Raw genomic sequence first — 13,269 nt, 5'->3', positions numbered from 1 at the left:
ATACTTAAAACCAAGTAAGATGAATAAAAAGATAATATTAATCTTGTCGATTTTTATTTGCAGCACAGTTGTTTTTGCTGCTGCACAAGACACTATTCGTGTGGGAGCATTTGGAAAAGTAACTCTTTATAAACCTAAAACAGATCCAAATGCTGTTGTTTTGTTTATTTCCGGTGATGGAGGATGGAACAGCGGCGTTGTCGAAATGGCTAAAAACATAGTAGATCAGGGCGGTTTGGTTGCAGGTATTGATATTCAGCATTATTTTAAAGCTATTAAAAAAGAAAAAAACAAATGCTATTATCCGGCAGGAGATTTTGAAGAATTGAGTCTTATTTTGCAAAAGAAATTAAAGCTGAAACAATATTTTAAACCAGTTTTAATTGGATATTCTTCCGGAGCAACTCTTGTATACGGCATGCTGGCACAGGCTCCAGCCAATACGTTCAGCGGTGCGGTGGCTTTAGGATTTTGTCCTGACATAGAAACTGACCGAACTTTATGTGATGGTTCCGGATTGACTTCTCATGTTTTAAAAGAAGGAAAAGCGTATTATCTTGATAAAACAGAAAAACTAACTGCACCTTTTATCGTTTTGCAGGGCGCAACAGATCAGGTTTGTAATTATGCAGATACTAAAAAATATATGGACGGGCTGAAAGAAGGAAAATTAATTACACTTTCAAAAGTAGGGCATGGTTTTTCTGTTACCAAAAACTGGCTGCCACAGTTTATTGAGGCTTACAAAGAAATTCTAAATACACCTAATTACGCCAGACAAAAAGCAGAACAAAATCCTTTATTGAAAGAGCAGAACCTGGCGCCGCTTCCGTTTGAAATGCCTTTAACTTTAATTCCTGCAAAAAATAAAGATGAAAATCTGCCTATTGCTTTTTTAATTTCTGGCGACGGCGGATGGACAAGTTTTGACCAGTCAGTTGGTGAAGCCTTGGCAGAGAAAGGGATTTCTGTAATAGGACTCGATGCTCAGAAATATTTTTGGAATGCCAAAACGCCTTTAGAAACTTCTGCGGCAATTTCTAAAGCTGTAGAACATTATTTACAACAATGGAATAAAAAGACGTTTATACTTGCCGGTTATTCGTTTGGAGCTTCTGTTGTTCCATTTGCGGCTGCTAATTTCCCTGAACCTTTAAAAGAAAAATTAAAAGGTGTGTATTCCTTATCGCCAGATGTAAAAGCCGATTTTGAAATTCATATTGCCGATATGCTGAGTCTGGGAAGTTCAAAAGATAACTACGATGTGATTTCTGAAATTAAGAAAATTAAAGCCTATAATCCTGTTTGCTTTTTTGGAACCGAAGAAGATCCTGAAACCCGTAAGCGTTTTGCAGAATCGGATATAAAAACAATACAAATACCAGGCTCACATCACTATAATAATGATTATGCTAAAGTTACTGAAAGCATTATAAAAGAAATGAAGTAAAAACAATGCTGTTTTTTACTGAAAAGCCTCGTGCATAAATTCTTTTAAACCTTGTTCTTCTAGTATTTCAATTGAAAATTCTCCAAAACGTTTTGGAAGCCAGATAATGCGTATGCCGCTTGGAGAATTTAGATTTTCTCTTAAAATGAGATTTCCATTTTCATCTTCAGGCTGAACACCATTTGCAGCTAATTCGTCAAAAGCTTTTTCAATATCAGGAGTAGAGTAGCAGTGTCTATAAATTGTGCCTTCTCCTTTGGTATCCAGCAGATTTTTAAGGTTTCCGGAAAAAGGCTGCACCAGCATAAAATGCTCCGTATTCATTTTTACAACAGCATACACAACATGCAGATCATCTCTCATCCATGTAAATGTCTTTGAAATTTGGGCATTCAAAGTTTTTTGGTAATAATCACAAGCGGTTTGAAGGTCTTTAACCAAGATATCGATGTGGCTGAATTTAAGTTCCATTATCTGCTGTTTAGTATAGATTCAATGACATTATAAATTGTCATTTTAGTTAGAAATAAAAGCTAAAATACAATTTTGGATAAGGTTATTAAACAAAAAAAGATCTTTTGTGTTTTTCATAAACAAAAAAACAGCCGTAAAACTTGTCCGGCTGTTTGTTTTTATATCTCGAAATTAATATTTTATAATTTATCCTGCATTGCGGCTTCGAGCATTAAATAATGCATATCGGTGTTTTTTACGAAAGGTTTTAAAAGTTCACTTCCGGGACCAAAAGCAGCTAACTCTACATAATCACCAGAATGATCCATACTGATCCATCCAATGTTATTATGCTTTTTTTGTATTTCTGAGTAAGCTTTAAAAGGTAGTTTTTTGTAATTGTACAATCCGTCTTCCATTTTTTCCAAACCAGAATAAAAATCAAGTAAATGCTGTGCTTCCTGATCGCTTAAGCTTATTTTGTTGGTCTGGTAAATCCAGTCTTTTATCTGCTGTAAATTAAAATTACTGTGAATAGCATTCAAAATGTATTCATTAGTGTATTTATAATCGGCAATGCTGTTGAATTTTTTTGTTGCATCTGTGCCATAAATAAGCCCCGGATTGGCATTACCGTGGTCAGTAGTTATAATAACAAGCGTTTCTGTATCTTTTTCAGCAAAATCAATGGCCGTTTTTACAGCTTCATCAAATGCCAGCTGATCGTGTATTAGTGCTGCAATATCATTTGCATGTGCTGCCCAGTCTACTTTTCCGCCTTCTATAAGTAAAACAAAACCATCTTTGTGATCTTTCATTTGGTCAATAGCAGCTTTGCTCATTTCGGCAAGCGTTGGTGTATGCTGTAATTCCGGAATATTGGTTCTGTCAATAGAATAGGGCAATGCGCCTGTAGAAAATACTCCAAGAGTTTTTGCGCCTTTTTTCAAATTTCCCAGTTCAGTTTTATCTTTTACTACTTTATACCCTTTTTCCTGATAGATTTTATAAATATCTTTTTTATCTGATCTTTTATCAGGATTAAAAAATTCATCTCCGCCGCCCATCAGAACGTCTAATCCTAAACCAGCATACATTTCTGCAATTTCGTTTTCAGCATTTCTGCTGTCAGAGTTCACGCAGAATCCCGCCGGAGTTGCATGTGTAATAGTAACTGTGGTAACACAGCCGGCTTTTTTCCCTGCATTTTTGAATTTCTGCCAGATTGGAAGGTATTTTTCGCCATTTGGTCCAACATTTAAAACACCATTTCTAACACGATATCCGCCTCCAAAAGAAGAACTTGCCGCAGCAGAATCAGTTACTGCCGAGCTTGCAGAAGCTGTATCCATTAAGGCTCTGGAAACTTTATTTTCTGCATAAAGATTCATCCAGTTTCCATTTTTATTTAAAATATTCTGCGAATATAAATTCGCCATTTGCAGAGTTCCAGTGCTCATTCCGTCACTGATTAGAAATATAATATTTTTGGCTTTTTTATTTTTCTTTGAAATGGATTCCAAATCATTTGAAAAGATAACCGTTGGGCTCATAACCGCCAATCCGCTTAATAAAGTTGAGCCTTTAAGAAATCTGCGTCTGTTCATTTTGCTTCATTTAAATTTTCAGCAATTTAGTTTTTAATTTGGAATTAATGAAACATAGTTGCGTTAATTAATTGTCATTTTTTTATTAGAATGATTTTATAATAAAAATGCCCGTTCCTTTAAGAAACGGGCATTTAGAATTAAATATATTATAATTTACAAAGCGTCCCAAGATGCGCTAGGATAGTAAATAGAACTTGTTACAGGAGCTTTCCAGTATTCCTGGCTGCCGCCTCTAAAAGTGTGAAGACTTACTGCATTAACATTTCGCTTAGCATCGTTAGTCACCCAGCGGATTTTTTCATTTAAGATTTCAGTACCATTGACATAATACTTAACATATCCGTCTGTATTTGATCCTGTATTTAACTTAACAGATATTTGGCAGTTGTATGTAACTCCTTCCTGAATGTAGTATTTTTTTCCAAAATCGTTACCATATTGTCCCGGCTGATCTTTGTAATAAACATAAGGCTGTAAATAAGCCCCGCTTCCTTTGGCGCTGTTTGATCCATTAGGGCAGTACCACATAAATCTGGCACTTCCGCCATTACCATCCCATCCCGGATCGCCTCCCGTATTCTGGTCACCAATTAATATACCGTAGCCGCATTTACCGCCTCGGCTCCAATAAAATCCATTATTAAATTTCATTGTAAACCAAACCGTGTAAACGCCTGTTGACCAAACGCCGTACGATGTACATAAACCGCCCGGACACGATAATGTGTTGGTTTGCAAAGTAATAGTTCTGGCACCGGTACTGCCTTTTGCCGTAGAAGCGTTTTCAGATACGTTGTTCACAATTGGAGCTTCATCCTTTACAGCTTCAGCAATTTCTTTGTTTAGAGCTTGTGACGCATCTGGATCTTGTTCCTTTTCGCAGGAGTTAAACACTAAAGCTGTAATAAACAGCATACTTGCTAATTTGAAGATTCTTTTCATTGTTTTAATTTTAAAGGTTAGTAAATAATTAATAGTTAATAAATTGTGGTTATTATCGTGTTGAAAAAGAGAGCGTTTTCTAATTTTCAAAAATTATATTATGGATATCTAACCGCAGACAGCTATGTTATTTTTGTACGTTTTTATTGCGATTAATTTGATGATGTAAAATTGATTAATAATAATTTACATAAGGAGTAATAAAGTCCGTTTTTACGTACATAAAAATCCAATCCCTGCATTTAAACGATTTTTTTAGGCTGCATAACGAGCTTTATTCAGCTGGTAGTAATTGAGAATTGTTATATTTGAGTTAATATTATAGCCAATATTTATCCTTTATCATTAAATCTCTATTTTTAAATTTTTAACAGATACACCCCAAATAATGATTAAGAAGTTTTTAAAAAAAGCTGCAATTGTTTTTGCAGCACTATTTTTACTTTTAATATTAGTCCTGACAATTGTTCCCTATATTTTTAAAGATGAAATAACAGATAAAATAGAAAGTATCGCTAATGAAAACCTGAATGCAGAAGTGCGTTTTGATGAAATTGGACTTTCTGTTTTTAAACATTTCCCTGCATTAATTGTATATGCCAAAAATGTCAATATAGTCAACAAAAAAGTTCAATTTACTTCTTCAAATATTGTAAAGGCCGAAACAGCTGCTGTTGGAGTTAATTTTTACAGTTTATTAAAAGGTAAAATTATTTTGGATGCTGTTTATTTAGATGATGCAGATTTAAACCTGGAAATAGATCCTAAAGGAAATGCAAATTTTAATATTATAAAACCCTCTAAATCTTCTGATACCACCCAAACCGAATTTAAAATTAAAAAGGTTGTGGTAAACAAAACCAATATATCTTACAATGATAAAAGTGCGCTTTTAAAATTTAAAGTTCAGGATCTTAACTATAAAGGAACAGGAGATTTAAGTGCTGATATTTTTGATCTTAATTCTAATGTAAAAATAAAAACATTCGATTTTAGCTTAAATGGAGTTGATTATGTACGCAGCAAACCAATAAATGCTGAAATTGTCACGTATATAGATGCAAAGGCGCTTAAGTTTAAGTTTGAGAGAAATGTTATTCGCATTAAAAATTTTCCGTTCTCGTTTAATGGTCATTTTGCCTTTATAAAAGGCGGGTATGACTTTGATTTACGCATGCAGTCTAAAAATTCTACATTAGAAGAAATGCTGTCACTTGTGCCTCCGGCTTACGACCAATGGCGTGAACAAATGACAATTACCGGTAATATTGATTTTAGAATTTTTGCACGAGGTAAATACATGCAGGATCAATCAGAAAAACCAGTTGTTTCAGCAGATTTGCAAATTAATAACGGTACCATTGCGTATAAAAAAATTAAAGAACCGCTAAAAGATATTAATATTTCGGCCAAAGCGCAGGTTAGAGATTTAGACATTAATAAATTAAAATTTGATTTAGACAACCTGTCTTTTAATCTGGATAAAAAGAAAACAACAGCCAGTTTTCATTCAGAAGGGTTTAAAAAGCTAAAAATTAAAACTGCCGTAAAAGCTGATTTAGATGCCGCTAAATTTAAAGAAGCCTTAAATCTCAACCAAAATGATATTCGCGGTAATATTGCTCTTGACTTAAAAGCCGATGGAATATTTTTGCGCGATTTAGGTTTCAGCCAGCGCTTAAATAAAATAGACACAATCATTAAAAGTATTCCTAAATTTCAGCTAAACGTAAGCTTAAAAAATGGGTATTTAAAAAATATCAAAAAAATAGACGCTGTAAAAAATGTAAGTCTAAATCTAAGCTTAACGGCTAAAGACAGTATTTTACGAAACATTACGGGGAAAATAACCAATTTGAATGTTGAAGCCCTTGACAATTTTGTCCGCGGACGTTTTGAACTTCATAAATTATATCCGTTTACAGTAGATACAGAATTAGAATCAAAAATTGATTTAGCTGCGATACATAAATTTTATCCTTTAGACAGTCTGGAAGTAAAAGGTGATTTAAATTTAAAAGTAAGCATGCACGGAATTTTAAACCGTAAGCAGAAAAAATATCCATCATCAAAAACAATAGTAAATATTAAAAACGGATATTTAAGATCGCTTAAGTTTCCTAATATTCCTATTGAAAATATAAATGTAAGTGCTGCTTTAACCAGTAATAAAGGCACAGGAGAAGACTTAAATGTAAAATTACAGCCAGCCGAATTTGTTCTGGCAGGATCACCTTTTAAAGTGCAGGGAGAAGTTAATAATCTTTATGATTTAGTTTATAATATCAAAACTCAGGGAACTTTAGATGTTGGTAAATTAACTCAGATATTCCCAATTAAAGATGTCACTATTTCAGGAATAATTCAGACCAATCTTATCGCTAAAGGTTCTAAAAAAGATTTAGATGCCAAAAATTACGACAATATCAAAAATGGCGGAAAGCTTGAAGCTAAAAACGTAGTAATCAAGAGCGCCATGTTTCCGGAAACCTTTCAAATTTCTAAAGGAACATTTAAGTTTTTTAAAGATAAAATGCGATTTGAAGATTTTAATGCTGCATACGGCAAATCTGATATTGTATTAAACGGTTACATTCATAATGTTTTGCGATACCTTTTTAACCGAAAGTATTTGCGCCAATCTAATGAAAAGCTTAAGGCCGATATTGAACTTTCTAGTAATCATATTAATGCAAACGAGTTTTTTGACATGATTGCTAAATATACAGATCAAAAAGCAGAGGAGGAAGCATTGCAGAAAACAGATTCTGCGTCTATAAATACAGCTGTCAAAAATACTGGTGCTAAAAATAAAAATTACGTTATAAGAATTCCAAGTACTGCCGATTTGAAAATTACGGCAAAAGTTAATAATCTTCAATTTGATACTTATAAGATTAATGATTTTAATGGAATCCTGACGGTTAATGACCGAAAAGTTCAGGTCAATCAGGCCGCTTTTAATATGGCGGGAACCAAAATAGAGATGACTGGTGATTATAAAGCCCAGCATCGCCTTTTAGCTAAATACAATGCAAATTTTAAAGCCAGCAATTTTGATATTCAGCGTGCTTACGCAGAAATTCCAATTTTTGCTGAATTAGTCAGTATGGCTAAAGATGCTTATGGTCTGGTATCTGTTGATTATCAGCTTGGCGGAAGTATTGACCAAAATATGAATATTGATTTTAAATCTATTGACGGTGAAGGAACACTGACTCTTGAAGATATTAAATTTAAAAACTTTAAGCTTTTAAATCATGTAGCCAAAAAAGCGGATGCCGCCGACTTAGAAAAGGCTTCATTTAATAAAATTGCAATACATTCTGTCATAAAAAACAATGTAATGACCATTACGCCTACAACTATGAAAATGGCTGGTTTTAGAGGAAAGCTGGAAGGTCAGGTTACGATGGATGGTAAAATAAATGTTGGTTTCAGGTTAGGTTTACCGCCAATGGGTCTTATCAATATTCCGATGAAAATTACGGGTACAGCAGACGATTTCGAAATTTCTACTGGAAAATTTAAAGAAGACACAACTTTTTCTGAAGAAAGTGAACTTAAAAATTTAAAGCCCGAAGAACGTCGACGATCAAGAGAAAGAGATTCTTTAGGCCATTCTTCTTCAAATTCAAGAAAAAGAGATACAATTAAATAATCTTTTCTGAATAACTTTCAGGTATTAATTGATTACTATTTAATGAGTTTTCGATTCTAAAAAGCTGTTTTTTTGATAGCAAAGTACCATGATATCAGGTATTGTTTTTTGTGTTTTACGTCATTAAATTTGCGACTAACCAAATAAATTCTAAAGGAAGTTAACATTTCAGACAGCTATTCTGGTAATGAAATCGTTTTTAAAGCTTTTTCATGTATTAGTTGTTAATCTTCCTTATGAAGACATAATAAATACAAAGTATTCCAAAATGATAAAAACCAATTTGTTTCCCCATTATAGTATTAGAAATATGAAATTATATGCACTCGTTCTAGCACTTATTGTGCTGCCATTTACTGCATTCAGCCAAAAAGAAATAGCTCCCGGCAATAAGGATATTAATACGAAGTATATTAAACCAGAAAAGTCGCTTTATACCGTATATTATGTTAAAGGTACAGAATGGAAAAATATGGGCGCATTGACTTATGATATTGTTGCTGCTAATAACCAATTGACTTTAAACAATACTTTTACTCCAAAAGACAATGGAAAACCAACCACACGTATAAGTACTGCAGATGCTCAAACGCTTAAAGCCATCAGCTATACTGACGAAACGAAGAACGCAAAACTAAATCTTAATTTTGGTGAAACTATTACAGGTAATTTCTATTCGAAGAAAACCAAAAAAGATAAAAAACTAAAACTTAATCCTAAGGTAGAATATTTTGATTTTAACTGGACTGATCACTTAATAGGAACATTACCGCTAGATGTAGGATATAAAGCCCGTTTTCCACAGTTTTATTATAATGATGAGTCAAATGTACTTGTTGAATATTATACCATTAAAGAGGTAAAAAGTTATGTTTACAATTCTCCAAGAACCGGTAAACATGAAACATGGATTGTATCCGTTTTAGAAGAAAGCACTGGTGCTTTTTACAATTATATCATTGACAAAAAAGACCGTCGCCTGTGGCAGCGCGAAATGTCTATGGCTAACGGAATGTGGGAAATTACAGTTAACGAAGAGTTAGACTATCAGCCTATTAAAAACAAATTTAATAAAGAAGATGCTGCACGTCAGATTAGCAGTGGTAATAGTGTAATTATTGGTACAGCCTATGCACGATCAGACTCAGGTAAGAGATTGGGCGGTTTAGTTAATACTGCCAAAAAACAGTATGCTCCAAGAGGTACAGAGATTACACTTTTTCCAAGTTCTGCTTATTATGAAGAGTGGCTGGAAGTGAATAAAAAAATTCGTAAGCAGAAAAAAATGCCGGAAGTTCCTTTAAACAGCGATTTTGGATACTCTATTAAAAAAGCCAAAGTTTATGATGATGAAGGACATTTTGAGTTTGCTGATCTTATGCCGGGTACTTACGTTGTTATGGTAAGCTTCGATTTTTCTAATTCTTATAATTATTCATACGTATCTGGTTATACTAATTATTATAATTATTTTGGCTATCAGGGTTCTACAACAAATTACGGAACAGCAAGACAATCTTATACTGATAAAGCCAATATTGAAAAGCGTGTAACGATTGATAAAGACGGAGAAAAAAAGGAAGTGAATTTAAAAGAAATATAATAAAAAGCGAAGCCGTGTCATTATAAAATTTGACACGGCTTTCCTTTTATCGATAAATTTTTTTATATCAAAATGATTAAAAAAGTAGAATAAGTATTTCAATTTCTGCTTTACAATTTTACAAACATGATATGTGCAGTTCTTTAATTTAGTCTTCCTGCTCAAACTTTGACATATACATATACCAGTTCCATTCCCAGGATTTTCCATTGTCTGCAGAAAATGCCTGACTCCATACCGGATTATTTTTGTCTCTTGCATCCCAGCGAAAAATTACCAGAATATCTTTTCCATTAAAGATGTCTTTAGTAACAAAATGACCTACATTATTTTCAAAAGAACCTAATACCGGAGGATCTAATTTTCCTTCATTAGAATCTGCCCAATAAATGCTCCATAATCTGCTTTTCGGATTAAACAATCTTACTGTCATCCCTTCAAATGGCTGTCCGTCAAAAGTGGCAAGAAAATTATCGATATTGCCAATTCCATTTAGAACTTTGTACATTTCCTGTGTCGATTCAAATTCTGTCCATTCCGTGCAATTAGACAATCTGGAATTGAGTTTTTTATTACGGAGTTTCCATTTTCCTTCAAAAAAATCAAAATCATTTTTAGATGAAGTGGGAGAGGCGGTAATTATTAATTTTCCATCTGCATCAAAATTGATTTTTGGGATTTCTAAATTTTCAGTCTGCATCATTTTAGTTCTTTGATTATTAGTTAATTGGTTTAAAAGTAATAATTTATGCTGAATCGCTGCTAATTGCTGTATCGAAATATGGAATCAAGACGGCATAAGGAATAACACCTATTTTAGAAACCGAAAAAGGATTCCAAAAATTAAGCTGTAAGAATGCGTCAGCTGATTATGATTCTATATTTTTGCACATAAATTAACTGATTTCTTATTATGAATAATACATTTTCTGCCAGCAGCCAAATAGGAATGGTTTCTACTTTTTCTGAACTTGTACATACGGATTTCAAGGGAGAAATAAATGCATTATGCTGGTACAGAAATTTAGATGGCGATTTTAATGAGATTGTAACCAAACTGCGTTTAAAAGAAAATATTACAGAAGTTTTTCCAGAAGATTTAATCGCGCTCCAGCTATCAGAAAAAGGCAGTACAGCACGGGAAATAATCTTAAATGATTTGCAGTTATTAACTGATTTTGGAGCTTCGCCTTCTCTTAATTTATTGAAATGTTATGAGCGTGATGATGAATTTGATTTTATCTCTACTGATGTATATTCATTTCATGTTGATCGTTCGCCTGTTGCAACAGATACTTTTTTATGCACCTATCACGGAGCAGCAAGTGATATTGTTTCTAATTCTCAGGCAGAACAGAAAATTTTAATTCCAGAAATCAGGGCAAAGTTAAAAGAACTTCATGATGGACCTGAAGAAGAATTTGAAGAGTTTTTAAAAGAGAATTATTTTGATTTGCATTATCAGGTAAATACCGATGCAGAACCTATTAATTTAGGATTGATGCATCTGTGGCGTCTGGCTGTAGATCATCCAAAACAACAAGTACTTCCTTGTATCCATAGGGCGCCAGTTGAAAATGATGGAGAATATCGATTGTTGTTGATTTGTTAAAGGAAATTGCTGATTTTCGTGATTCAGTAAATACTTTTGTGCAATTTTAGGAATTAAAATTATACGTTATGACTTTTAATTTACAACCCATTTTAGAAAATGATCTTTGTGTTCTATATCCTTTAGAGGTAAAGGATTTTGATGCTCTATACGAAACGGCTTCCGATCCGAAAATTTGGGAACAGCACCCTAATAAAGACCGATGGAAAAAAGAGGTTTTCGAAAAGTTTTTTGAAGGTGCCATAAAAAGCCGGGGCGCTTTTAAAATTATAGACAAACAAACCGAAAAAGTTATTGGAAGCACACGATTTTATGATTACAGCGAGGCAGACGAGAGTATTTTTATTGGATATACTTTCTATGCTGTATCCTGCTGGGGAAAAGGTTTTAATCAAAGTGTAAAAAATACAATGCTGGATTATGTTTTTGATTATGTTTCAAAAGTAAAATTTCACATTGGGTCAGAAAATATCAGATCGCAAATAGCAATTTCAAGATTGAATGCTGAGAAAATCGATGAAGAAGTAGTAGCTTACTTTGGAGAAAGTCCGAAATTGAATTTTGTATATCAGATTGAAAAAAAGCGAAACTAAGAAATAAAAAAAGAATCTGTCCTTTCGGGCAGATTCTTTTTTTAACGAATAATCTGTGTTTAAATTTTATAATTGTAACACCATTTATATTCTAAAAAACAAAATTAAGAGAGAATGCTTATCTTAATTTTCCAACAAAGATTAAACTACCGCCCAGAGCTTCAGAAATTGCTTCAAATTCAGCAGCTCCTTTTTGTTTTAAAAGTCTGTATTTAAAATTATTACTGTCAGTAGGAATATTTCCATAATACTCAACTCCATCAATTGTTCCTACTGAATATACTGTTCCGTATTGTTCAAAAGAAGTAAAAGGTTCTACTTTTAAAGTTTTTAAATCTACAAGTGCATATTTAGTTGTAGCATTGTACCATTCTGCAGGTTTAGCCGGCGGCGTAAATGTGTTATCTAAATATTGAGCAAGTGCTTTATCTCCGTTAACATAAGGCACTACATTTACTGAATGTGCATTTATAGCAGCTCTTAGATCTACAAAAAAGTTAGGATCAAATGTTCCGTCAGGATTTACCTTTAATAATCCTCCTGTTGGCGGGTTGCCGGTTACAGTACTGTAATCTAAAGAAAGAGCTGTTTCACGAGAAGATCTGTAATACAATGTTCCGTCATTACCTTTAGCAAAAGTGAAATATCCCATTGACATACGTGTATCCTTAACATAAGTAACCACTTTTGATGCTATATCAAAAACTGCAATTTGTGCATATTGTGGAAACTTATTATAATCTGTTGGTGTTGCTCCTACAGGTAAAATAATTTTTTTTGCAGAAGTAACATAACTGCTGTAAGTAGATGTTTTAACAGCAGCATCATTACTTAATGGTAATGGAGTAACTGCTATAGTTTCAGTTATTGTCATGCTTGTTGGGTTGAACTTGATAATTTTTCCATCATTTAAGGCGAAAAAATAAGCTTCTGTTTCAGACACGAAAGCAGGAGGACCAAAAGTACCGCTTACACCTGTTCCAGCAAGACTTAAAGCATCTGAAGATGAAATTTTCATGTCGTTGCTTACATTGTATCTCGTTAAGGTTGAGGCTGTACCATTCCATACATAAGGATGTTCGCCATAAGAATATATTGTAGCACCCGGCCCAATCTCTGTCATTGTTTTATAATCAAGAGTTGAAGGGAATTTGTCATATGCTCCTAAATAAAAAACTCTTCCTGATGGAGTATTTACACGAACTGCTGCAATAACTGCAGGATTATTACCCTGACCTTCGTCATCTGTCTTGTTATCATCTGAGCTGCACGATGTTAATGCAAATAAAGAACACATTATGGCTAATGCAGCATTTTTTATAAAAAATCGATTTGTTTTCATACT

General features: G+C 33.4%; 10 protein-coding genes. 5 read left to right on the top strand and 5 right to left on the bottom strand.

The annotated features are described in order from the left end of the window. Window positions 1-19 precede the first annotated feature (19 nt). Window positions 20-1,450 carry an AcvB/VirJ family lysyl-phosphatidylglycerol hydrolase gene (locus FJOH_RS16540; protein WP_012025175.1) on the top strand — a complete coding sequence of 477 codons (1,431 nt, stop codon included), beginning with the start codon at window positions 20-22 and terminating at the stop codon, window positions 1,448-1,450. Window positions 1,451-1,465: 15 nt separating this feature from the next. Here FJOH_RS16540 and FJOH_RS16535 read toward each other — a convergent pair whose 3' ends face one another. The 3 genes from FJOH_RS16535 to FJOH_RS16525 form a co-directional block, all read right to left on the bottom strand. Next, complete coding sequence (locus tag FJOH_RS16535; RefSeq protein ID WP_012025174.1) at window positions 1,466-1,921, bottom strand: VOC family protein; 456 nt, start codon at window positions 1,919-1,921, stop codon at window positions 1,466-1,468. Between the two features lie 182 nt (window positions 1,922-2,103). Beyond that, entirely contained in the window at window positions 2,104-3,510 is a 1,407-nt protein-coding gene (locus tag FJOH_RS16530) for an alkaline phosphatase (RefSeq protein ID WP_012025173.1), read from the bottom strand. Between the two features lie 156 nt (window positions 3,511-3,666). Beyond that, entirely contained in the window at window positions 3,667-4,455 is a 789-nt protein-coding gene (locus FJOH_RS16525; RefSeq protein ID WP_012025172.1) for a polysaccharide lyase, read from the bottom strand. A gap of 388 nt (window positions 4,456-4,843) precedes the next feature. Here FJOH_RS16525 and FJOH_RS16520 point away from each other — a divergent pair, with 388 nt between their 5' ends. Continuing rightward, on the top strand, window positions 4,844-8,116 hold the full coding sequence (locus FJOH_RS16520) for an AsmA family protein (RefSeq protein WP_012025171.1): 3,273 nt from the start codon (window positions 4,844-4,846) through the stop codon (window positions 8,114-8,116). Window positions 8,117-8,384: 268 nt separating this feature from the next. Continuing rightward, window positions 8,385-9,719, top strand: a complete 1,335-nt coding sequence (locus FJOH_RS16515) for a DUF3108 domain-containing protein (protein ID WP_235023022.1) — start codon at window positions 8,385-8,387, stop codon at window positions 9,717-9,719. A gap of 148 nt (window positions 9,720-9,867) precedes the next feature. Here FJOH_RS16515 and FJOH_RS26630 read toward each other — a convergent pair whose 3' ends face one another. Continuing rightward, entirely contained in the window at window positions 9,868-10,422 is a 555-nt protein-coding gene (locus FJOH_RS26630) for a hypothetical protein (protein WP_012025169.1), read from the bottom strand. Window positions 10,423-10,632: 210 nt separating this feature from the next. Between FJOH_RS26630 and FJOH_RS16505 the strand changes: the two genes are divergently transcribed. Next, window positions 10,633-11,331, top strand: a complete 699-nt coding sequence (locus FJOH_RS16505; RefSeq protein ID WP_012025168.1) for a hypothetical protein — start codon at window positions 10,633-10,635, stop codon at window positions 11,329-11,331. A gap of 68 nt (window positions 11,332-11,399) precedes the next feature. Continuing rightward, window positions 11,400-11,924 carry a GNAT family N-acetyltransferase gene (locus FJOH_RS16500; protein ID WP_012025167.1) on the top strand — a complete coding sequence of 175 codons (525 nt, stop codon included), beginning with the start codon at window positions 11,400-11,402 and terminating at the stop codon, window positions 11,922-11,924. A 118-nt stretch (window positions 11,925-12,042) separates the two neighbouring features. Here FJOH_RS16500 and FJOH_RS16495 read toward each other — a convergent pair whose 3' ends face one another. Further along, a complete protein-coding gene (locus FJOH_RS16495) occupies window positions 12,043-13,266 on the bottom strand; it encodes a hypothetical protein (RefSeq protein WP_012025166.1) in 1,224 nt (407 codons plus the stop codon). Between the last annotated feature and the right edge of the window lie 3 nt (window positions 13,267-13,269).

This window comes from Flavobacterium johnsoniae UW101, from assembly GCF_000016645.1.
Taxonomy (GTDB): domain Bacteria; phylum Bacteroidota; class Bacteroidia; order Flavobacteriales; family Flavobacteriaceae; genus Flavobacterium; species Flavobacterium johnsoniae.
This window is presented reverse-complemented; position numbering and strand designations above follow the sequence as displayed.